Source organism: Bacillus sp. EB106-02-03-XG38 (assembly GCF_058792175.1).
In genome coordinates this window covers 163,525-187,068 of sequence record NZ_JBYTED010000004.1, presented here as the reverse complement: position 1 = coordinate 187,068, position 23,544 = coordinate 163,525, and the positions used below count along the sequence as shown (strand labels likewise).

Annotated in this window: 22 protein-coding genes; 1 reads left to right on the top strand and 21 read right to left on the bottom strand. The window is 39.4% G+C overall.

Annotated features, from left to right (window positions below; genetic code table 11):
• Positions 1-226 precede the first annotated feature (226 nt).
• The 13 genes from AC3WTI_RS19655 to spo0F form a co-directional block, all read right to left on the bottom strand.
• Complete coding sequence (locus AC3WTI_RS19655) at positions 227-775, bottom strand: manganese efflux pump MntP (RefSeq protein ID WP_087959171.1); 549 nt, start codon at positions 773-775, stop codon at positions 227-229.
• Positions 776-852: 77 nt separating this feature from the next.
• On the bottom strand, positions 853-1,893 hold the full coding sequence (locus AC3WTI_RS19650) for an L-threonylcarbamoyladenylate synthase (protein ID WP_087959170.1): 1,041 nt from the start codon (positions 1,891-1,893) through the stop codon (positions 853-855).
• A 108-nt stretch (positions 1,894-2,001) separates the two neighbouring features.
• Positions 2,002-2,460, bottom strand: coding sequence for a GNAT family N-acetyltransferase (locus AC3WTI_RS19645; protein ID WP_144488443.1), 459 nt, complete (start codon positions 2,458-2,460; stop codon positions 2,002-2,004).
• Positions 2,461-2,509: 49 nt separating this feature from the next.
• On the bottom strand, positions 2,510-3,373 hold the full coding sequence (spoIIR, locus tag AC3WTI_RS19640) for a stage II sporulation protein R (protein WP_097840503.1): 864 nt from the start codon (positions 3,371-3,373) through the stop codon (positions 2,510-2,512).
• A 112-nt stretch (positions 3,374-3,485) separates the two neighbouring features.
• Positions 3,486-4,337: a peptide chain release factor N(5)-glutamine methyltransferase gene (prmC, locus tag AC3WTI_RS19635; RefSeq protein ID WP_097840447.1), complete on the bottom strand. Its 852-nt coding sequence runs from the start codon at positions 4,335-4,337 to the stop codon at positions 3,486-3,488.
• A complete protein-coding gene (gene prfA / locus AC3WTI_RS19630) occupies positions 4,337-5,404 on the bottom strand; it encodes a peptide chain release factor 1 (RefSeq protein WP_142286737.1) in 1,068 nt (355 codons plus the stop codon). The genes prmC and prfA overlap by 1 nt, the downstream gene beginning before the upstream one ends.
• 267 nt (positions 5,405-5,671) lie before the next feature.
• A complete protein-coding gene (locus AC3WTI_RS19625; protein WP_000280862.1) occupies positions 5,672-6,259 on the bottom strand; it encodes a thymidine kinase in 588 nt (195 codons plus the stop codon).
• A gap of 108 nt (positions 6,260-6,367) precedes the next feature.
• Positions 6,368-6,613 carry a type B 50S ribosomal protein L31 gene (locus tag AC3WTI_RS19620; RefSeq protein ID WP_000643433.1) on the bottom strand — a complete coding sequence of 82 codons (246 nt, stop codon included), beginning with the start codon at positions 6,611-6,613 and terminating at the stop codon, positions 6,368-6,370.
• 511 nt (positions 6,614-7,124) lie between these two features.
• Positions 7,125-8,396, bottom strand: coding sequence for a transcription termination factor Rho (rho, locus tag AC3WTI_RS19615; RefSeq protein WP_001053898.1), 1,272 nt, complete (start codon positions 8,394-8,396; stop codon positions 7,125-7,127).
• Positions 8,397-8,662: 266 nt separating this feature from the next.
• Entirely contained in the window at positions 8,663-9,628 is a 966-nt protein-coding gene (gene glpX, locus AC3WTI_RS19610) for a class II fructose-bisphosphatase (protein WP_000442336.1), read from the bottom strand.
• 116 nt (positions 9,629-9,744) lie between these two features.
• Positions 9,745-11,034, bottom strand: a complete 1,290-nt coding sequence (gene murA / locus AC3WTI_RS19605) for a UDP-N-acetylglucosamine 1-carboxyvinyltransferase (protein WP_087959167.1) — start codon at positions 11,032-11,034, stop codon at positions 9,745-9,747.
• 331 nt (positions 11,035-11,365) lie between these two features.
• Positions 11,366-12,223 carry a class II fructose-bisphosphate aldolase gene (locus tag AC3WTI_RS19600; protein ID WP_001131852.1) on the bottom strand — a complete coding sequence of 286 codons (858 nt, stop codon included), beginning with the start codon at positions 12,221-12,223 and terminating at the stop codon, positions 11,366-11,368.
• Positions 12,224-12,433: 210 nt separating this feature from the next.
• Positions 12,434-12,802: a sporulation initiation phosphotransferase Spo0F gene (gene spo0F / locus AC3WTI_RS19595; RefSeq protein WP_000398594.1), complete on the bottom strand. Its 369-nt coding sequence runs from the start codon at positions 12,800-12,802 to the stop codon at positions 12,434-12,436.
• 201 nt (positions 12,803-13,003) lie between these two features.
• On the opposite strand from spo0F, the gene AC3WTI_RS19590 reads away from it, so the two are divergent.
• On the top strand, positions 13,004-13,528 hold the full coding sequence (locus tag AC3WTI_RS19590) for a DUF2529 domain-containing protein (RefSeq protein ID WP_097840446.1): 525 nt from the start codon (positions 13,004-13,006) through the stop codon (positions 13,526-13,528).
• Between the two features lie 31 nt (positions 13,529-13,559).
• Here the strand turns inward: AC3WTI_RS19590 and pyrG are convergent, their stop codons facing one another.
• The 8 genes from pyrG to AC3WTI_RS19550 all read right to left on the bottom strand — a co-directional run bounded on the left by pyrG (position 13,560) and on the right by AC3WTI_RS19550 (position 23,476).
• Positions 13,560-15,167 carry a CTP synthase gene (gene pyrG, locus AC3WTI_RS19585; protein ID WP_048528034.1) on the bottom strand — a complete coding sequence of 536 codons (1,608 nt, stop codon included), beginning with the start codon at positions 15,165-15,167 and terminating at the stop codon, positions 13,560-13,562.
• A 257-nt stretch (positions 15,168-15,424) separates the two neighbouring features.
• A complete protein-coding gene (rpoE, locus tag AC3WTI_RS19580; protein WP_087959164.1) occupies positions 15,425-15,955 on the bottom strand; it encodes a DNA-directed RNA polymerase subunit delta in 531 nt (176 codons plus the stop codon).
• A gap of 152 nt (positions 15,956-16,107) precedes the next feature.
• A complete protein-coding gene (locus tag AC3WTI_RS19575; protein WP_000238599.1) occupies positions 16,108-16,737 on the bottom strand; it encodes a TetR/AcrR family transcriptional regulator in 630 nt (209 codons plus the stop codon).
• 66 nt (positions 16,738-16,803) lie between these two features.
• Positions 16,804-17,943 carry an acyl-CoA dehydrogenase AcdA gene (gene acdA / locus AC3WTI_RS19570; RefSeq protein ID WP_048528032.1) on the bottom strand — a complete coding sequence of 380 codons (1,140 nt, stop codon included), beginning with the start codon at positions 17,941-17,943 and terminating at the stop codon, positions 16,804-16,806.
• A 21-nt stretch (positions 17,944-17,964) separates the two neighbouring features.
• The gene (locus AC3WTI_RS19565) at positions 17,965-19,095 is read right to left on the bottom strand and encodes an acyl-CoA dehydrogenase (protein WP_048528031.1); all 1,131 of its coding nucleotides are present in this window, start codon (positions 19,093-19,095) and stop codon (positions 17,965-17,967) included.
• A gap of 72 nt (positions 19,096-19,167) precedes the next feature.
• Complete coding sequence (locus tag AC3WTI_RS19560; protein ID WP_097840445.1) at positions 19,168-20,019, bottom strand: 3-hydroxybutyryl-CoA dehydrogenase; 852 nt, start codon at positions 20,017-20,019, stop codon at positions 19,168-19,170.
• A gap of 52 nt (positions 20,020-20,071) precedes the next feature.
• The gene (locus AC3WTI_RS19555; protein WP_142286716.1) at positions 20,072-21,355 is read right to left on the bottom strand and encodes an acetyl-CoA C-acetyltransferase; all 1,284 of its coding nucleotides are present in this window, start codon (positions 21,353-21,355) and stop codon (positions 20,072-20,074) included.
• A 9-nt stretch (positions 21,356-21,364) separates the two neighbouring features.
• Entirely contained in the window at positions 21,365-23,476 is a 2,112-nt protein-coding gene (locus tag AC3WTI_RS19550; protein WP_097840444.1) for a (Fe-S)-binding protein, read from the bottom strand.
• Positions 23,477-23,544: the final 68 nt, after the last annotated feature.

Below are 23,544 nucleotides of genomic sequence, written 5' to 3'. Positions count from 1 at the left end.
CATCTCATCCTTTCTATATGTGTAATTTTTTAGCGTAATCAGTATAGTATAAATAAAACTATGCACAGAAAGGAGCTACCTTACCATTCGCGAACCAACTTAATCCAATATTGAAATTTGCAAAATAATACCCCAAATAACAAGCAGTCGTAACCATCTCGGAAAGAAAGTTACAAAGCGAATATACCACTCTAATAACTTGTTCATAACACCCTCCGCCTTAAAATTATATAGGAAAAAGGAGATATAATCCAAATCCAACCAAAATGATACCACCTACTATCTCGCCATATGTACCGAGCATACCTTTCGCATGTCTCCCAATGAGTAAACCAACCCACGCTAATAACATACTAACAAATCCAAAAAGTAATATTGTAATAATCGTCTGTGCTCCGTAAATACCAAGACTAAGCCCTACTGAAAAACTATCTATACTAACGCCAAATGCAAATACAAATAAACTTATTCCAATAGGGGCCGTTCTAGTCTCTTCATTCTCCAAAATAGAGGAATATACAATATAGAATCCTAATCCAATTAATAAAATAGCACCTGCAAAATGTGCGATATCTCCATACTTCTCTGATAAAAAACGACCTAATACCATCCCTATAAATGGCATGATAATATGAAATATTCCTATCGTCACACCTATATACAGGATTTGTTTCACCTTTAAGGTCATCATTCCCATACCAAGACTCACCGAGAACGCATCCATCCCTAAGGCGAATGCCATAATTATTAAAGGTATTAGCTGTTCAAACGTCATTCATGTCCCTCCTCGGACGTGCTACTTCAAAATATGCTTATCCGAGGAGAAATATTCTGTTTGCTAATCGCACCTTATCATTCAGTAATAATTTGATGTCCTGCCGCTTTTGTTAAGCGATTCATAATGGCATTACCTATACCTTCATTCGGGAAGGATTCACTAAAAATAACATCTACTTCACTTGCATCAAACGTTCTAAGTACATCATATAATTTAGTCGCAACGCTAGCTAAATCACTTCTTACCCCACAAGACAATACAACATCCGCGCTATATACGTGCTGATACTCTTCTGTCGTTAATACACCTACTTTGAATCCTGCTTCCTTCTTCTCATCCACAAGATGTTGAATAAATTCACGTGAACCTTCAACAATACTCAGTGGCGCTTTCGGTGCATAATGCGTATATTTCATTCCAGGTGATTTCGGTTTTTCCTTCTCATCCTTTAAAGCTGGATCTATAGAAACCGTGCCGATTACCGCTTCCAATTGTTCTTTCGTAATCCCACCTGGGCGTAATATCGTTGGAACAGGGCTCGTACAATCAATTACAGTCGATTCAACACCTACGCCTGTTGCACCACCATCTACAATACCTGCGATTTTCTCATTCAAATCTTCATATACGTGAGACGCTAGCGTCGGACTCGGGCGACCTGAACGATTCGCACTCGGCGCTGCAACAGGTACATTTGCCTCTTCAATAAGAGCAAGTGCTACTGGATGATCAGGCATTCTTACCCCAACCGTATTAAGTCCTGCCGTCACCTTCTCTGAAATTCCTTCTTTTCTAGGTAAAATAATCGTTAACGGTCCTGGCCAAAAATGTTCCATTAACTTCTCTGCAACTGGCGGAATTTCTGTCACAATCTCATCTAACTGTGATTTTGCACCGATGTGGACAATCAGTGGATTATCACTCGGTCTTCCTTTTGCTTCAAAAATTTTCGCAATCGCTTCATCATTCATTGCATTTGCGCCTAGTCCATATACCGTTTCGGTAGGGAAGGCAATCGCCTCGTTTTCCCTTAATAATTTTGCTGCTTCTTGTAACTGTGGATAATATTTTTTTCTTTCCACAACATTATCCACAACCCACATATTTGTATGCATTTTTTCCCACGTCCTTTTCTACCCTGAAATACTTGTCTATTTTTAGTTTACTATGAGATTTGTCCAAAAGACAAACAAGGTTTATCCACAAAATGTGGATAAACCTAATTAATCCGTGGATAACTTTGTGAATAGCTGACAATTTAGTATTATTGCATTTGGTTCTTTTATATTTTTACAAAAGTGTTCTAACTGTCGAATTCCCTCTGGTACGTTTTCTTTCTCTATAGTAACAAAGTCAAAAAACTGAAAGATTGTTATAGATTGTGGATGATTTGTTAATAAGTACAATTGTCGAATATTTTTTTCTTTCATATACTGCAAAAACATTTCAAAAAAATATAAGAAAGTCTGCATATCCACATTAGGTGTGAATAAACAAGAACGAATCAGTGCGTTTTCTTCACTTTGTTCATATCCGATGACAGCTCGTATTTCTTCCGCCTCTTCCAAAATCATAAATTGCGCGTACAACTCATTTATTTTATCATCTTTTTTATTAGCTTGTCCGAAAAAAGAATGTAATCTTTCCACATCTGCTTTCGTCGCAAAATATACCTTCTTCATAGTAAATCCCTCCTCTTTTTTATATATGAGAAGGGATTTACGAATAGTACTATTTAGAGAATAAAGATGTAAAAGCTTCTACAATAAATAACTTAACTTCTGGCTTTTCTTCTTCCTCCTCTACTTTTACATACTCATTTTGTTTTTCTTGTTTTTGTTCCACAGGTTTCTCCACTTTTTCCACAGTTTTTGTTTCTTCTTTATTTACAGGCTGTTCTTCTACTTTCGTTTCATTTTTTACTACTTTCTTTTCAGAAGTTGTTACTTTTTTTACGACTTCCTGCTTTACAACTTTCTTTTCTTTCACCTCATCCTCTTTTTTCTCTTCTGTATTTACTACTTCTTCATCTAATGATTTTACCTGCTCCTCTTCGGGAGATTCAGCCTTCACAACATGTTCTTCTTTCTTTACAGCTGTACCGCTTGAAAAATCTAAGAAACACATCGGCGGAAATAATACACACCACCAGTTTGTCCCTTCACCTTCACCAATTGTAATCAATACCGCCTCATACTCCCCTGCTGGGTAAATAAAATTCCCATATACCTTTGTCGGAAACTTTACATTCTTACTGAATTTCACTTGAAACGAATCTTTACTACCTTCTTTTTTCAACGTATTTGCCACTGTTTTTTCTATTTCTGGAATATGACTTTGAATGACTTTACGCGCCTCTTCAAATGAAGTTAAATCCGCTACCCATCCATCAATTTGTGCTTTTACTTCATCACGTACTTTGCGCTTTAACGCCTGATCTTTATCTGAATCACTATTTGCTAAAATCCGTAATCGAACGGCCTCTTTCGGAATAACTGAAGGCCCTTTCGCATCAGCTTTCATATATCCAAACTGCACAAGCAACTGTGCACCAATTAATAATAGAAGAAGATAAGCAATAACTTGTTTTTTCATTTCCTCCACCGTCCCTTCTACAAACAGTGTGGACAGACTTTCATCTTTCTAAACTATTAAATTCGAAATCTATATGAATTTTTCCACAAAAAAATAGAGTAAGGTGTGAACCTTACTCCATTTCTGCAAATACCATACGGTCTTTTCCATTAATATCAAAAACAACCTCAACCTGAGCATGTGGAAAAGCTTGTTGTAACAGCCCTTTCACGTCCTCACCTTGCCCTACTCCAATTTCAAATGCCACAATTGCTTTCTTCTGCAATACATTCGGCAACTCTTCCATAAAGCGGCGATAGAAATCTAATCCGTCTTCACCGCCAACAAGCGCTCTCTTTGGCTCATGCTCTTTCACCACAGGAGAAAGGCCACGCCAATCTTCTTCCGGTATATATGGAGGATTTGAAACCACAACATCTAACTTTTGACCCGTTTCATAAAATGGCGATAATAAATCACCGTGATAGAACGTTACTTCTGCGCCCAAAGCTTTTGCATTTTCTTTTGCAACCTCAATCGACTCCTGCGCAATATCTACCGTATACACATGAAGATTTTTATTTTCTAAAGCAAGTGTAATCGAAATCGCTCCGCTACCTGTACCGATATCTGCTACATGTAGTTTCTCATCACCAAAATGGCGCTCGATTCTTTCTAATACTCCCACTATAAGCTCTTCTGTTTCCGGTCTTGGTATTAATACTTCTTCATTCACAAAGAATGATCGGCCATAAAACATTTCATAACCCATCATATATTGAATAGGAATACCTTCTACATGCTTGTGGATAAACCCTGTAAAACTTGTTTCTTGTTCCGCAGTTATTTCCTCACGCATATTCATCAACAATCCAGTTCTATTCACCTTTAATACATGACAAAGGACAATTTCTCCCGCATTTTCATCTCGTCCATTTTCCTGTAAAAAAGAAGAAGCCCATTTCAGGGCTTCATAGACACGCATTACTCAGCTGCCTCCATCTTTTGAGCCTGATCTTCCATCACTAAGGCATTGATGAAATCATCTAACTTACCTTGTAAGATTTGATCTAGCTTTTGAATCGTTAAGCCGATTCGATGGTCTGTAACACGGTTTTGCGGGAAGTTATACGTACGAATACGCTCTGAACGATCACCCGTACCAACAGCTTGTTTACGGTTTTGATCATACTCAGCTTGTGCTTCTTGTCTAAACTTATCATAAACACGTGCGCGTAATACTTTCATCGCTTTTTCTTTATTCTTAATTTGTGATTTCTCATCCTGACACGATACAACTACACCAGTCGGTAAATGCGTTAAACGTACCGCTGACATCGTTGTATTAACGCTCTGTCCACCAGGTCCACTAGAAGCGAATGTATCAACACGAACATCTTTCTCATGGATGTCAATTTCTACTTCTTCTGCCTCTGGTAATACAGCTACAGTTGCTGTAGATGTATGAATACGTCCACCAGATTCCGTTTCAGGAACACGTTGTACACGGTGAGCACCATTCTCGAATTTCAGCTTCGCGAAAGCACCTTTACCGTTAATCATAAAGATAATCTCTTTATATCCACCTAATTCTGTGTAGCTAGCCTCGATAATCTCCGTTTTCCAACCTTGTACCTCAGCGTAACGGCTATACATACGGTATAAATCACCAGCAAATAAAGCAGCCTCGTCGCCACCAGCAGCTCCACGAACCTCAACGATAACGTTCTTATCATCGTTAGGGTCTTTTGGTACAAGTAAGATTTTCAGACGCTCTGATAACTCTTTATCTTGTGACTCTAATTCAGAAACCTCTTCTTTTACCATTTCACGCATTTCTGCGTCTAACTTATCTTCTAACATTGCTTTCGCATCTTTTAATTGCTCACGAACATCCTTATACTCACGATACACCTCTACCGTTTCCTGTATATCAGACTGTTCCTTTGAATATTCACGAAGCTTATTTGTATCGCTAATAACCTCTGGGTCGCTTAGCAATTCATTTAACTTCTCATAACGATTTTCTACAGCTTGCAAACGATCTAACACATCATTCACCTCTACATCCTAGTATCTAATACAAATAGTATATGGTACTTACTCAAAAAAACGCAAATTATATTTAAAAGTGGAGGTGGCTTGCCCAGCTCTGACCAGCTAAGGTTCTTTCGACCTAAAGGTGCTTTTTACCTTTCGGGCGGAAGGTTCTTAGATGCGAAGAGCTAGCCACCGGAACTAGATATTATTTAAAAGCACAAGCGGCTTATAACGCTCACACTCTCTATTCTGAAAAAAACCCGCCTTGCGCAGCGAGTTTTACTTATCTTTGTTTGTAGGAACTGCATGACAATGACGACAGCGTGGTTCATACGATTCTGAAGCTCCAACTAAAATAATTGGATCATCAAATGCCGCTGGTTCTCCATCAATTAATCGTTGTGTACGACTTGCCGGAGATCCACATGCAGAACATACTGCTTGTAGTTTTGTTACATGTTCAGCAATCGCCATCAGCTGAGGAACTTGTCCAAATGGTAGACCACGGAAATCTTGGTCTAAACCAGCTACAATGACACGATAGCCACGATTTGCCAATACTTGCACCACTTCCACAATGTCCCCATCAAAGAATTGCACCTCATCGATTGCAATTACATCCATTTCTTCAGTGATATGTTCAAATATATCTTTTGAAGCTGAAACAGGAACTGCTTTTACCTTTAATCCGTTATGTGATACAACGTCTTCTTCACTATAGCGATTATCAATACATGGTTTAAATACAATTGCATGTTGTTTCGCAAATTGCGTACGACGCACACGGCGGATAAGCTCTTCTGATTTACCAGAAAACATACTACCGCAAATCACTTCGATCCAACCGTTTTGATTTATTAAGTACATGAAGCTCTCCTTTCATCTACTTTTTAATTAAAAGTAGGGTAAAGGTATAATATTTTCGCAAAAAAAACAGACAAGCGAATAGATACACTTGCCTGTTTTATGTTTTTATTACTTAAGACCGTATTTCTTATTGAAGCGGTCAACGCGTCCGTCTGCAGTAGCAAACTTCTGACGTCCAGTGTAGAATGGGTGAGAATCAGAACTGATCTCAACTTTTAGTAATGGATAAGTGTTACCATCTTCCCACTCAACAGTTTCGTTAGATCCTTTAGTAGATCCGCTTAAGAATTTGAAGCCTGTGTTTGTGTCCATGAATACAACTTTCTTGTAATCTGGGTGAATTCCTGCTTTCATTCTTTTCATCTCCTTCCGCCCTGAATCATTTTCGAAACAGAGTTTTTCATCTTCAGCTGCATACACAACTATATTGATGAAACACATATGATGAAATTATAACAAGGCTAACTTCATTTTGCAACTACCTGTTTTTGTCTTTTTAAATTTAAAGTGGAGACGGCTTGTTTAGCTCTCACTGGCTAAGGTTCTCTCGCATAAAAGGTGCTTTTTACCTTTAATGCGGGAGGTTCTTAGACACGAAGAGCTAGACGTCGGAACTGGATACATTTTAAAAGCAGAAGCGGCTCGTTTAGAATCCAGGACACTTCAAGCTCTCGACCTTGAAGCGCTTTTTGCTCCATGCGAGAGCGTGAAATGATTAGAGATTCTAGCCGCTATCAACTTAAATCAGAGCCAACTCATCCGATTAGAATCAACTAATATTCTTCCTCGCATCTCTCTTTAACATCACCTAAAAAATATAAAAAACTCGCTTACCACAAAATAAGCGAGTCCCAATCTTTTCCCTTTACTTCGTTGTTACATATCTTTTTGAATCTGCAACAATGTTTTGTAAAAATTCTTCATTTGTCTTTGTTTGACGAAGTTTACGTAAGAAACCTTCAACAAAGTCTGGTGTATCGCGCATTGTTTTACGAATACCCCATAGCTTGTCTAAATGTTCTTTCGGAATTAATAGATCTTCTTTACGTGTACCAGAACGGCGAATATCAATTGCCGGGAAGATACGACGCTCAGCTAATGAACGATCTAAGTGAAGTTCCATATTTCCAGTTCCTTTAAATTCCTCGTAAATTACATCGTCCATACGAGATCCTGTATCGACAAGCGCTGTTGCTAAAATCGTTAAGCTACCGCCTTCTTCAATATTACGAGCAGCTCCAAAGAAACGCTTCGGTCTATGGAAGGCAGCTGGGTCGATACCACCCGATAATGTTCTACCACTTGGCGGAATAACAAGGTTGTAAGCTCGCGCTAAACGGGTAATACTATCCATTAAAATGATAACATCTTTCTTGTGCTCTACAAGACGCATTGCACGTTCTAACACAAGTTCCGCTACTTTAATATGATTTTCTGGTACTTCATCAAAAGTAGAACTTACAACATCTCCTTTAACAGAACGTTCAATGTCTGTTACTTCCTCTGGACGCTCATCAATTAAAAGTACAATTAATTCAGCTTCCGGATGATTTGTTGTAACACTGTGTGCGATTTCTTTTAATAGACTAGTTTTACCAGCCTTTGGAGGCGCGACAATTAAACCACGTTGTCCAAATCCAACTGGTGCGATTAAATCCATGATGCGTGTCGGTAACTTTTTCGGTTCCGTTTCCAATTTCATTTGGCGATCTGGGTATAATGGTGTTAATGCAGGGAAATGCACACGCTCTTTTGCTGACTCTGGATCATCTCCGTTTACAGCTTCAACTTGTAATAATCCAAAATAGCGTTCATTTTCTTTCGGAGGTCGTACTTTACCAGAAACCTTGTCTCCATTACGTAAATCGAAACGACGAATTTGCGAAGCTGAGATATAAATATCTTCTGAGCTTGGAGAGTAGTTGATAGGACGTAGGAATCCAAATCCTTCTGATTGAATAATTTCTAATACGCCTTCCATGAAGAAGAAGCCTTCTTTTTCTGCTCGAGCTTTTAAAATGGCGAAAATTAACTCTTTTTTCGTTAATTTGCTATAATACGAAATCTTAAATTCCTTCGCAAGCTCGTATAACTCTTTTAATTTCATGTTTTCTAATGCTGCAATTGACAAATTCATTCAGACACCACACTTTAACATTATTCTCTTTTCACATGGGTAAAGGGAAAAAATACGGAAGGCAAATAATTAATAATGAAAGGCAATAAGTTCAAGTAGGGTAATATTCACTATTGTAACCCTTTTATCTAGTTTTAATCAATACGTTGGAACACAAATACAAGAAGCGAAGACAAGAAAATTTGTCTTCGCTTTTTATTTAATCCAGCTCTGGTGGCTAGAAGGGTCAGCCATTTCACCCCTTCTGAACGAGCCACCTCCGCTTTTTACTTAATAACCAAGTTCGGTTTTTTATTCAAGCTGTGACGTCCGTCTACGAAGCGTACTGTGCCTGATTTTGCACGCATAACTAGAGATTGTGTTGTTCCTACGCTTCCTTTAAATTGAACGCCGCGTAATAGTTCTCCGTCTGTTACGCCTGTTGCTGCGAAGATTGCATCGTCACCTTTTACTAAGTCCTCCATGCGAAGAATGCGATTGATGTCTTCTATGCCCATCTTTTTGCAACGCGCCAATTCAGCTTCGTTTTGCGGTAATAGTTTTCCGTGAATCTCCCCGCCTAAACATTTTAATGCAACCGCTGCTAATACACCCTCAGGCGCACCACCAGAGCCGAATAAAATATCTACACCTGTACGATCAAATGCAGTGTTAATTGCGCCAGCTACATCTCCATCATTAATTAATTTAATGCGAGCACCAGCTTTACGAATTTCTTCAATAATTGCTTGATGACGTGGACGGTTTAAAACTGTCGCTACAACATCTTCAATATCTTTATTTTTCGCTTTCGCAACTGCACGTAAGTTATCGATAATAGGCGCATCAATATCGACCGCCCCAACTGCTTCTGGGCCAACCGCGATTTTATCCATGTACATGTCAGGAGCATGTAACAAATTGCCGTGATCTGCAATTGCAATAACAGCAAGAGCATTCCATCCACCAGCTGCCACGATGTTTGTCCCTTCTAAAGGATCAACTGCAACGTCTACACGTGGACCATATCCTGTACCTAATTTTTCTCCGATATATAGCATTGGTGCTTCATCCATTTCACCCTCACCAATTACAACTGTCCCTTTCATCGGAATTGTATCAAATACATCACGCATAGCTGATGTTGCTGCACCGTCTGCCTCATCCTTTTTCCCGCGTCCCATCCAACGCGCTGATGATAAAGCTGCAGCCTCTGTTACACGTACTAACTCCATAGATAAACTTCTTTCCACGATAATCCCTCTCCTTTAAGCCTTTATATTTCTGCCGTATTGTGTGAACCGTGTTTTTCTATAAAGTGTACTTCCGCAAGTAGTGATGCTTCGCTTCCCCCTTGCGGAAGTATCACTTATGCGTTCTTCATCTCTTCAATTTCTTGGTTTGTCATTTGTTCTCGCCAAATGTTTGCGCCAAGCCCTTTAAGCTTGTCTACTATATTTTCATAACCTCGATCGATATGCTCAAGTCCAGTTACTTCTGTAATTCCATCCGCCATTAACCCGGCAATAACAAGGGCCGCTCCAGCTCGTAAATCACTCGCTTTCACTTTTGCACCTTGCAATAAAACAGGACCAGTTACAATCGCCGAACGACCTTCTACTTTAATTTGTGCATTCATACGACGTAATTCATCAATGTGTTTAAAACGCGCGCCGTAAATCGTATCCGTTACAACACCCGTTCCATGGGCCTTGGTTAAAAGTGTTGTAAACGGCTGTTGTAAGTCTGTTGGGAAACCTGGATATACAAGCGTTTTTATATCAACTACTTTTAACCTTCCATTACCGTTCACTGTAATTTGGTCATCATTCGTTTCAACTTGAACACCAGCTTCCCTTAACTTCGCCGTAACTGACTCTAAATGCTGAGGAATAACATTATCAACTGTTACTTCTCCTCCTGATGCAGCTCCTAAAATCATATACGTACCCGCTTCAATGCGGTCCGGAATGATCGTATGGTGACAACCATGCAGTGAATCCACACCATCAATTCGGATTACATCTGTACCAGCACCTTTAATACGTGCACCCATGCTTGTTAACAATGTAGCAACATCAATAATCTCTGGTTCTTTCGCTGCGTTTTCAATAACAGTTCTACCTTTCGCTCGTACAGCTGCTAGCATAATATTAATCGTAGCCCCTACACTAACAACATCTAAATAAATACGTGCCCCGCGTAGTTCATCTGCTCTTAAATAGATAGCACCTTGTTCATTCGTAACATGTGCACCTAACGCTTCAAATCCTTTAATGTGTTGATCAATCGGCCTCGGTCCTAAATGACATCCACCTGGAAGCCCAATAACAGCTTTTTTAAAACGGCCAAGCATCGCACCCATTAAATAATAAGAAGCACGCAATTTTTTCACTTTTCCATTTGGTAAAGGCATTGCAACCATGTTAGAAGGATCGACTACCATCTCTTCCTCCTGTCCATAAGTTACTCTTCCTCCAATTTCCTCTAGTAAGTCTCCTAACATTTTCACGTCCGAAATATTAGGGACACCACCAATAGTTACTGGAGTATCTGCTAAAATTGTTGCTGGAATTAGTGCAACGGCGCTGTTCTTTGCACCACTTACGCGAATTGTTCCATTTAAAGCTCTTCCGCCTTCAATTAGCAATTTTTCCATATTGAGCTCCCTTCTTGTGAATGTATTTACTTTCTATATTTTTATAGAAAGCTCCCCTTAAGAATCTCAATCACTCTTTCCACCCTAACACTCAATAAATAGGAAACCATTATCTTCATTTCTCCTGTAGTACGAATAGATAAAGATTAACTATTCATCGAATTCACTTTATCAATCTAGATACGTTATCACATTTATTAATAGGACAATGCACATTATTTTCTATTTCAAAAACAAAATGATAAAATCTTTAGATTTGTTCACGCTTTCATTATACAACGAAAGGAAACCGTCTAAAAGACTAGACGGTTTCCAAAACGGAATTTTATTCTTACGCTTTACCGTTAGAACCGAATTCACGCATTTTACCAGCAACAGTTGCTTTAATAGCGTCGCGGCCAGGTCCGATAAATTTACGAGGATCGTAAACTTCTTGGTCCTTGTTTAATACTTCACGAACAGCTTTTGTAAACTCGATTTGGTTCTCAGTGTTTACGTTGATTTTTGAAGTACCTAAAGAGATAGCTTTTACGATATCAGCAGTTGGGATACCAGTACCACCGTGTAATACTAAAGGTACACCAGTGAAGTCACGAACTTGTTCCATTTCAGCGAATCCTAAGTTAGGCTCACCTTTGTAAGGACCGTGTACAGAACCTAAAGCTGGAGCTAGGCAATCGATACCTGTTGCTTCAACAAGGTGCTTACACTCTGCTGGGTCAGCGTAAATTACGCCTTCAGCGATTACGTCGTCTTCTTGTCCGCCAACTGTTCCAAGCTCAGCTTCAACAGATACGTTACGAGCGTGTGCATATTCTACTACTTTTTTAGTAGTTTCAACGTTTTCTTCGAATGGGTGGTGAGAAGCGTCGATCATTACAGATGTGAAACCTGCATCGATTGCTTCTTTACATTTTTCGAAGCTTGAACCATGGTCAAGGTGAATCGCTACAGGAACAGTGATGTTCATTTCTTCGATTAAAGCTTTAACCATAGCTACAACTGTTTTGAAACCAGTCATATGACGAGCTGCACCCTCAGATACACCTAGGATTACAGGAGATTTTTCTTCTTCCGCAGCAGCTAAGATAGCTTGAGTCCACTCTAAGTTGTTCATGTTGAATTGACCAACTGCGTATTTTCCTTCTAGTGCTTTGTTTAGCATTTCTTTCATAGAAACTAAAGGCATGGTGAATCCTCCTAAAAAACGTTTTTTGTATCCGATAAGTTCTTATCGCTGGTAGTATGACCAGAATAAGGTAAAATATGTATATCTACATACCGGACTTTTTTCTACACTCAATAGGATAACAACTTGTACTCAAAAACTCAACCGTATTCACCTGCACAATAGTCCATGTAAACGCTTTTTTCCATATTTTTTATAAAAAATTCATTTTTACGCCTCTACAGCGAGCTCATTTCTCACCGCTTGACGAATTTCATCAATATCAAATGGTTTAGCAAAGTGCATTAAAGCTCCTAAATCTTTTGCTTCTTGGATCATATCAAGCTCTCCATAAGCAGTCATTAAAATTACTTTAATACTCTCATCAATTTCCTTTACATGCTTTAAAATCTCTATACCATCCATACCTGGAATTTTCATATCTAACACAACTAAATCTGGATTATCTTTTTTCACGATATCTAAAGCTTGAAATCCATTTGCTGCTTGGAATGTCTGATAACCTTCTTTTTGGAACACTTCATGTAATAACACACGAATGCCATATTGATCATCAACGATTAAAATTTTCCCTTCCATAACTCCCAACCTTTCTGTGTAAGTACAAGATTTAAAGCTTCTTATATCTTAACGATTAATTTTCGCTATTCTTTGGCAAATTCCTTCCTATTCTTTCTTATTTTACCGTTTCCTATTTTGTTATGCTACCCTTCGATTTCACCTTTCTAAAAAAATACACTATAATGAAAGCCGGTAAACACGTACGAAGGGAGTAACATTATGTTAAAAATTTTTTCAACTCAATTAAGTGGTTATTTCTCCAGAGTTTCTCAAAAAGAGGAAATGAATATAGAAGATAGCGCCCGTCTACTTGCTCAAGCATTAATTGGCGAAGGTTTCATTTATTTACATGGTACAAATGAAATGGAGGGCGTCGTTGCTGAAGCACTATTCGGTGCTGAACCAATGAAGCAAGCAAAACGATTATTTGAAAATGGTAAAGAAGTAGAAGTAACTTCTGCAGATCGTGTACTTCTTATTAGCCGTTTTTCAACAGATGAAGAAGTTGTAGCAATAGCAAAAAGACTGCAAGCAGATGGACACTCTATTGTCGGCATCTCGGCTATGCAAGAAGGTACTGAATCACTAGAACAATATACAGATGTACATATTGATACAAAGCTGTTAAAAGGTCTTATTCCAGACGATGAAGGTAATCGTTACGGATTCCCAAGCTTAATTGTAGCTTTATTTGCATATCACGGGATTAAATTTACAATCGATGAAATGTTAAATGAATATTAAAAAAAGCGCCCTATTTCAGGCGCTTTTTTTATTACTTGCTCTCTTTATTCGTAATAGAAGCTCTTACGAAGTCATGGAACAACGGTTGTGGACGGTTTGGACGAGAAACTAGTTCTGGGTGGAACTGCGCTGCCACGAACCAAGGATGATCTTTTAATTCAATGATTTCAACTAGACGGCCATCTGGGCTTGTACCAGAGAATACAAATCCTTCTTTTTCCATATCCGGACGGAATTGATTGTTGAACTCATAACGATGACGATGACGCTCATATACAACCGGCTCATTGTAAGCATTGTATGCATTTGTTTCTTCAGCAAGCTTACATGGATATAGACCAAGACGAAGTGTACCACCTAAGTCTTCTACATCTTTTTGTTCTGGTAATAAGTCGATGATTGCATAAGGTGTGTCAGGATTAATTTCAGAAGAGTTAGCTCCTTCTAATCCTAATACGTTACGTGCGAATTCGATTGATGCAAGTTGCATACCTAAGCAAATTCCTAGGAATGGAACTTTGTTTTCACGAGCGTATTGAATTGCAACGATTTTACCTTCTACACCACGATCGCCGAAGCCACCTGGTACAAGGATACCATCTGTGTCTCCTACTAATTCTTGTACGTTCTCTGGTGTTACGTGCTCAGCATTTACCCATTTCACTTCTACATCTGTGTCGAAAGAGTAACCTGCATGACGAAGTGCTTCTACAACAGAAATATATGCATCTTGAAGCTCTACGTATTTACCAACAAGAGCGATTTTTGTTTTCTTAGAAAGGTTACGCACTTTTTCAACTAGCGCTGTCCACTCTGTCATATCTGCAGCTGGATTGTCTAATTTTAAGTGATCACAAACGATTTGGTCCATATTTTGCTCTTGAAGAGATAATGGAACCGCATATAAAGTATCTGCATCGCGCGCTTCGATAACTGCTTTTGTATCGATGTCACAGAATAATGCAAGCTTGTCTTTCATATCTTGAGAAACAGGCAATTCTGTACGAACAACGATAATATTTGGTTGAATACCTAAGCTGCGAAGCTCTTTAACGCTATGTTGCGTTGGTTTTGTTTTCATTTCACCCGCTGCTTTTAAGTACGGGATTAACGTACAGTGAATGTACATTACATTGTCACGACCGATGTCGCTCTTAATTTGACGGATTGCTTCTAAGAATGGTAGAGATTCGATGTCACCAACAGTTCCACCAATTTCTGTAATAACAACGTCCGCGTTTGTTTCGCGACCAGAACGGTATACGCGCTCTTTAATTTCGTTAGTAATGTGAGGAATAACTTGAACTGTTCCTCCTAGGTATTCACCACGACGCTCTTTTTGAAGAACTGAAGAGTAAATTTTACCTGTTGTTACGTTGCTGTATTTGTTTAAGTTGATGTCGATGAAACGCTCATAGTGACCAAGGTCTAAGTCAGTTTCTGCACCATCATCTGTTACGAATACCTCACCGTGTTGGTATGGGCTCATAGTCCCTGGGTCTACGTTAATGTATGGATCAAACTTTTGAATCGTTACGTTTAAACCACGATTTTTTAAAAGTCTTCCTAGAGATGCTGCTGTAATACCTTTTCCTAAAGACGATACTACACCGCCTGTTACAAAAATATACTTAGTCATGAAAAAGCTCCCTTCTACTTTGCTGTTATATAATCACCGTTGCAAAGCGCAACGTATGTAGATAACACTGTATCCATCTTATTGTTAGACTCTTTTTATTTTCTAAACAAAAAACAAAAAAGAAAATTGCTCCCCTCATCACAAAAAGTAATAAGTAGGGAGCAATTTTCTTTTATATTTACACTTTAAAAGTATTATCGTCCTTTTTTAAAGAGCCCAAAAATGATTCTACATGGACGATAATGAAAAGTCAAGAACTACAGTTCTTCCTCTTCTTCTTCAGTTTCATCATACTCAAGTTCTTCTTCAGCGAAGTCATCGTCATCATCTTCATCTAAATCATCAAGATCATCGTCATCTCCGTCTTCTTCTTCAAGAACCTTGTCCAAATCTTCTACATCATCATCTTCGTCTTCATTTCCGTCTGCATCTTCGAAGTCTTCATCTTCTTCAATGTAGTCGTCAAAACCGTCTTCTTCAACTTTACGTTTCTTCTTCGGTTTTGGCTGAGGTAAGATTTCTTCATCAATTTGCTCATATGGGTACCAGCTGCGTAGCCCCCAACGATTTTCTCCTAAATTAATGAAACGTCCATCGATGTTTAAGTCTGTATAAAATTGTGCGAGTTTCGCATTAACTTGCTCTTGAGATAGTCCCAGCACTTGAGCGATTTCTTGAACCAACTCGTTGAATGTCGTTGCTTGTCTTTTATCCCCTAAAACGCTATGTACAACTTCAATCATTGAACATTCTTTTAGCTCTTCTGGTGAATATTGCTTAAAATTCACTTATGCGGCACTTCCTTTCATCAAATATAACCTTATATATAACGGTCTGCTTAAAAAAATCCATACTATTCATTATAAACAAAAGTCGCACAAATATGCTACAAAAAAAACGGGAAACTTTAATGCCAATAAAATTATAATTTATCCAGCCCTTATTTCGGGAGCATATGGGCCCCTTGCAGCACATACCTAATTTGCATCTCTGTATATTCTTCGAGCGTATATAGTTTTTGCAGGGCCCAACGCCTAAATCCCCACATCTGGCCTTGTATAAAAATATTATGTGCGAGAAGCTGTATTTCTTTTTTATTTAATGTAAAAGTTCCATTTTCCGTACACTGTTCTAAAATATTCTCGAACATTCCTACCATTTGAAACTCCTTTTCTAATACGTACGGGAGTGATTCTTTCGGCAAAAAACGTACCTCTTGATACATGATTAATACTTCTTCCTGCAATTCATCCATTACTTTAAAGTAATTCGTTATTGCTATCTTTAAACTTTCTATACTCCCTTTTTCTGTACAAACTACTTCCTCTAATCTTTCCTTTACATGTTCATAAATACTATCACAAACTAAATACAAAACATCATCTTTTGTACGAATGTATTCATAAAGCGTACCAATACTAAATCCAGCTGCCTTTGCAATCTCTCTCGTTGTTGTACGCGGAAACCCTTTTTGCTTAAACAACTGCACCGCACCTTTAATCATTTGTTCACGTCTTAACGCGACTAATTTTTCATCTTTCACGGACGCATGTACATTATGTTTAACCATCCCCTTCACCTCTTCCCCTTATTTTTTGGAAGGAAAAAGCGTAGGAAAATACCTACGCCTTTCATCCTACTTCGTTAACATACGAGAAATTACTAACCTTTGAATCTCTTGTGTTCCTTCATAAATCTGTGTAATCTTTGCATCTCGCATATAACGCTCTACTGGATAATCTTTCGTATAACCGTAACCACCAAATACTTGTACCGCTTCAGTCGTCACCTTCATCGCTGCATCGCCTGCAAATACTTTTGACATCGCCGACTCTTTCCCGTACGGAAGCCCTTCCGATTCAAGCCAAGCCGCTTGGTATGTTAGAAGACGCGCCGCCTCCACATCCGTTGCCATATCTGCAAGTTTAAAGCCAATTCCTTGTTGCGCCGCAATCGGCTTCCCAAACTGATGACGCTCTCTTGCATATTCTACAGAAGCGTCTAAAGCCCCTTGCGCAATACCAACCGCTTGCGCCGCAATACCGTTACGGCCACCATCTAATGTTTGCATCGCTATCTTAAATCCTTGTCCTTCTTCCCCTAGTAAATTCTCTACAGGAATGCGGCAATCTTCGAACATAATTTCAGTTGTTGGTGAAGAGCGAATCCCTAACTTACTTTCCTTCTTCCCAACTGAAAATCCTGGTGTATCACTTTCCACAATAAATGCGCTCGTGCCGCGCTGCTTCGATTCAGGATCAGTTAACGCAAAGACAACATAAATATCAGCAATACCGCCATTAGTGATAAAGATTTTTGATCCATTTAATACATAATGGTCTCCATCTCTTTTAGCAATCGTCTTCATTCCACCAGCATCCGATCCAGATCCCGGCTCCGTTAAGCCGTACGCGCCAATTTTCTTCCCTTCTGCCATCGGTCGTAAAAACGTTTGTTTTTGCTCTTCCGTTCCAAATTTAAAAATGGGCCAACCAGCAAGCGAAGTATGTGCAGATAATGTTACACCTGTAGAAGCACATACACGGGATAATTCTTCAACGGCAATTACATAAGCTAAGTAATCGCTTCCAATTCCACCGTATTCTTCAGGCCACGGAATGCCGGTTAAACCAAGCTCTGCCATTTGATCAAATATTGCACGATCAAATCTCTCTTCTTCATCACGCTCAGCTGCCGTCGGTGCTACTTCGTTCTTAGCAAAATCTCGAACCATTTTTCTTATCATTTCATGTTCTTCTGATAGTTTAAAATGCATGCCCGTCTCCCCCTTGTGCTTTTATAAAGCTCGGCTAATAACGAGTTTCTGTATCTCACTCGTTCCTTCATATATTTGCGTGATTTTCGCATCACGGAAAAATCTTTCTACTGGATAGTCTTTCGTATAACCGTAACCACCAAATACTTGCACCGCTTCAATCGCAACTTCAACAGCCGTCTTAGAAGCGAATAGTTTCGCAATAGATGCCTCTTTACCACATGGTAATCCTTGTGCTCTTAGCGATGCCGCTCTATATACGAGTAATCGCGCCGCTTCTACACTAGTAGCCATATCCGCAAGTTTGAAGCCAATCCCTTGCTGCGCCGCAATTGGCTTTCCGAATTGCTCACGTTCTTTCGCATAATCAATCGCACATGCAAGCGCCGCTTCTGCAATTCCTAATGCTTGCGCTCCAATTCCAATTCGTCCAACATCTAAATTCGCCATCGCTACCTTAAATCCTTGTCCTTCTTCACCAAGTAAATTCTCAGCTGGCACTTTCATATCCTCGAACGTAAGTTGTACTGTGCGAGAACCGAGAAGCCCCATTTTATGCTCGTCTTTGCCGATAATTAAGCCCGGTGTATCTTTCTCTACTATAAATGCAGAAATCCCGCTCTTTCCTGCCTCTGGATTTGTAGAAGCGAATACAATGTATGTATTTGCTTCACCACCATTTGTAATAAATACTTTCGATCCATTAATAATGTAGTGATCGCCTTTCTTTACAGCTCTTGATTTCAAACTCCCTGCATCTGATCCTGCATTTGGTTCTGTTAATGCAAATGCTCCTAAATATTCACCAGTCGCAAGTTTAGAAACATATTTCTCTTTCTGTTCTTCTGTTCCGAAATATAAAATAGGGTTCATCCCAACTGACGTATGTACAGCTAAAATTACACCAACTGTTGCGCTTACCTTTGAAATTTCTTCAATTGCTAAAATGTAAGAAATAAAATCCATTTCTGCACCGCCGTATTTTGCAGGCGCTGGAATTCCCATTAATCCAAGCTCACCCATCTTCTGCAAAATCTCTTTTGGGAACACCCCTTGTTCCATACTCGGAACAAAGGGAGCTATTTCCTTCTGCGCAAAATCTCGAACCATCTTCCTCATCATTTGCTGTTCTTCATTAAAACGAAAGTTCATATACTCCGCCTCCATTTGCTATATATCCTTTTAACAATTTGGTAAGACCACTATTTTGTAACAAAGGGGGATTTATTCGTAAACGTAGAAACCACGACCTGTTTTACGTCCTAACCATCCTGCATTTACATACTTACGTAGTAATGGACATGGGCGATATTTACTATCACCTAAACCTTCATGCAACACTTCCATAATGTATAAACATGTATCTAAACCGATAAAATCAGCGAGCGTTAAAGGGCCCATTGGATGATTCATCCCAAGTTTCATTACTTCATCAATTGCTTCTTTCGTCGCTACACCTTCATATAACGTATAGATTGCTTCGTTAATCATCGGTAATAAAATACGGTTTGATACAAACCCTGGGAAATCGTTTACTTCAACTGGTACTTTCCCAATTTTCTTCGTAATATCTTCAATCGTTTCATAGACCGCATCACCTGTAGCCAATCCACGAATAATTTCAACAAGTTTCATAACCGGAACTGGATTCATAAAATGCATACCGATTACTTTTTCTGGACGCTTCGTTACCGCTGCAATTTCTGTAATTGGTAGAGATGACGTATTCGTCGCTAAAATTGCGTGTTCTGGAGCGATTTCATCTAAATTCGCAAAAATTTTCTTTTTAATATCCATTTTCTCAACAGCCGCTTCAATAATAAGGTCCGCTTCCTTCACACAATCTAAATCAAGCGTTACTGTAAGACGATTTAGCGTAGCTTCCTTCTCTTCTTCCTTCATGCGCCCTTTTTCTACTTGGCGTGCTAAGTTTTTCGTAATAATAGCCAATCCTCTATCTAATTGCTCCTGTTTCAAATCTTGTACCTTCACATCATATCCTGCCATTGCACATACTTGTGCAATTCCTGAACCCATTTGTCCCGCACCAATTACAACAATTTTTTGTACACTCATTTCTTCTTCCCCCTTAATATAAGTCTGTAATAAATCATTTTCTCACCGTAAATTAATGAACCTCAATCATCACTGCATCGCCTTGACCACCACCGCTACAAATCGAAGCAATTCCAATTCCGCCGCCGCGTTGCTTAAGGGCATGGATTAATGTAACGATAATGCGCGCTCCACTTGCTCCAATCGGGTGTCCCATCGCTACTGCTCCGCCATTTACATTCAATTTTTCTGGGTCAATTCCCGCAATCTCTGTACTTGCAATTGCTACCGCTGCAAATGCTTCATTAATCTCAAATAAATCAATGTCTTCAATTGTCTTTCCTGTTTTTTCTAACAATGCATTAATTGCATAACCTGGCGTTCTCGGGAAATCTTTAGATTCCACTGCAATTGCTGTATGCGCCAAAATTGTCGCTAATGGCTTTCTTCCTTCTTGCTTCGCTCTGTCTTCGCTCATTAATACAAGTGCAGCACCACCGTCGTTTAGGCCTGGCGCATTACCAGCTGTCACTGCCGCTGTTTTATCAAATACAGGTTTTAATTTTGCTAACTTTTCAACCGTTGTATCCTCGCGTGGCGCCTCATCTTTTGCAACGACAATCGGATCACCTTTTCTTTGCGGAATCGTTACTGGCACGATTTCCTCTTCAAAACGTCCTTCTTTATGTGCTGAAACTGCACGTTGATGACTACGATATGCCCATTCATCTTGTGCTTCACGAGAGATTCCGTCTTCCTTTGCAACTTCTCCGCCATAAACACCCATGTGTATGCCTGAAAATGCACATGTTAAACCGTCAGCAACATTTAAATCAATAACTTCGTTGTTGCCCATTCTGTATCCCCATCTTGCTCCGCGTAAAATGTAAGGACTGTTACTCATCGACTCCATACCGCCAGCTACAATCAATGATTGATCGCCAGTACGAATAATTTGATCCGCTAACGTAACCGCACGAAGACCTGATGCACAAACTTTATTCACTGTTTCCGTCTGCACTTCCCAAGGGATTCCAGCAGCTCTCGCAGCTTGGCGCGATGGAATTTGTCCCTGTCCACCTTGAATAACCGTTCCAAATATAACTTCCTCGACATCACTAGCAGAAACATTTGCTCTTTCAAGCGCCGCTTTAATTGCAATTCCTCCAAGTTCTGTTGCTTTTACGTCTTTTAAAGACCCTCCAAATTTCCCAACCGGTGTTCTTGCAGCACTTAAAATAACTGTTTTATTCATTTTTCTTTCCCCCATTTCTTTTTTTAGCACCGAGCGCTCGCTCGGCATTGTTACGTTGAGAAGAGGTGCAATGATTGCACCTCTCTCTGAAATTGTATTCATGCTTGCAGATTACATCGCTTCTTTCTTCTGTCCGATAACAGAGCGTTCTAAAATCTCTGTTACATCAAGCGTTTGAACGTTCTCTTCTACTTCTTTCGCTTTCGTCCCATCGCTAATCATTGTTAAGCAATATGGACAACCTGTACCGATAATGGATGGCTGCACAGCTAGTGCTTGTTCTGTACGAGCAACGTTAATACGCGAACCTGCTGTCTCTTCCATCCACATTAAGCCACCACCTGCGCCACAGCACATTCCCGTTTCACGGTTACGTGCCATTTCTACAAGGTTCACACCAGGAATCGCTTTCAAAATGTCGCGTGGCGCTTCGTATACTTCGTTGTATCTTCCTAAATAACAGGAATCATGGTACGTAACTGTTTCTTCAATAGCGTGAACAGGTTTTAAGCGTCCTTCTTTCACCCATTGAGCTAACAATTCTGTATGATGATAGACTTCTGCTTGCAAGCCAAAGTCTGGATACTCATTTTTAAATGTGTTATAAGCATGAGGGTCAATCGTAACGATTTTCTTCACTCCTGCCTTTTCAAATTCTTCGATATTCTTTGTCGCCATCTCTTGGAACACAAATTCATTTCCAAGTCGGCGCGGTGTATCTCCAGAGTTCTTCTCTTTATTACCAAGTATCGCAAATGAAATGCCTGCTTCGTTCATCAACTTCGCAAACGAGATCGCAATCTTCTGACTACGATTATCATATGATCCCATTGAACCAACCCAGAATAAATATTCGAACTCCTCGCCAGCTTTCGATTTTTCTTTCACAGTTGGAACTGTTACTTCATCATCACCTTGACGCCATGTTTCACGCTCTTTACGGTTCAGACCCCACGGATTCCCTTGACGCTCGATGTTTGTCATCGCACGCTGCGCTTCCGCGTCCATCTTTCCTTCTGTTAAAACGAGATAGCGGCGTAAATCAATAATTTTGTCAACATGCTCATTCATAACCGGACACTGATCTTCACAGTTACGACACGTTGTACAAGCCCAAATCTCTTCTTCTGTAATGACATCTCCAATTAAACTCGGATCGTAAGCGAGTGCTGTAGCTGCAGATTCCTGTTGCCCTTTCCCAGCTGCCATCATCGCTAACTGATTTCCTTGTGTATTATTAAAAGCGACTACTGGAACCCAAGGTGCTTTCGATGTCACTGCTGCTCCTTTATCAGTTAAATGATCGCGAAGTTTTAAAATTAAATCCATCGGCGATAACATTTTTCCTGTTCCTGTTGCCGGACACATATTTGTACAACGACCACACTCTACGCAAGCGTATAAATCGATAAGCTGATTTTGTCTAAAGTCTTCGATTTTACCAACACCAAACGTTTCTTGTGTTTCATCTTCAAAGTCAATCTTTTCAAGTTTCCCTGGATTTGAAAGACGACCGAAGAAAACGTTGGCTGGTCCCGCAATTAAATGCGCGTGTTTTGATTGTGGAACATAAACTAAAAATGTTAACAAAATTAGTAAATGCACCCACCAAGAGAAATAGAACACAGAAATGGCTGCGGTTTCATTTATTCCCGAGAAAACGTAAGCGATTGCAGAAGCGATTGGTTCACTCCATGAAAGCTCCTCGCCGTGCCATATAATTCCCATTCCATTACCTAGTAGTACAGAAATCATTAAGCCACCGATAAAGATAAGGACAAGGCCTGATTTGAAATTACGTTTTAAACGAACTAGCTTCTCAACATAACGTCTATGAAAAGCCCAAAAGACTGCAATTAAAATAACAAGTGTGATAATTTCCTGGAAGAATGTAAATGCAGGGTATAGTGGTCCAAGTGGAAGATGTGATCCTGGTGCGAGTCCTTTCCAAACGAAGTCAATTGCTCCAAATTGGACAAGAATAAATCCGTAAAAGAACATAACGTGAATAATGCCGCTCTTCTTATCTTTCAGCAGCTTTTTCTGACCGAAAACATTGACCTTAAGAAGATCCCAACGCTCTTTAAAACGACGGTCAAATTCAATCTTTTTTCCTAACTGTATGTAGGCCATCCTCGTTCGTATAAGATACACAAACAAATATCCCGCATAAGCAATAACAGCAATGGCAGCCAGCCAATTAATGATCAGTAAACTATTCATTTTTATGCTACCCCTCTCTTTGTAAGCCTTCTTTCTTTTTTAGAATCTTCAAAAACATATAATTTTCT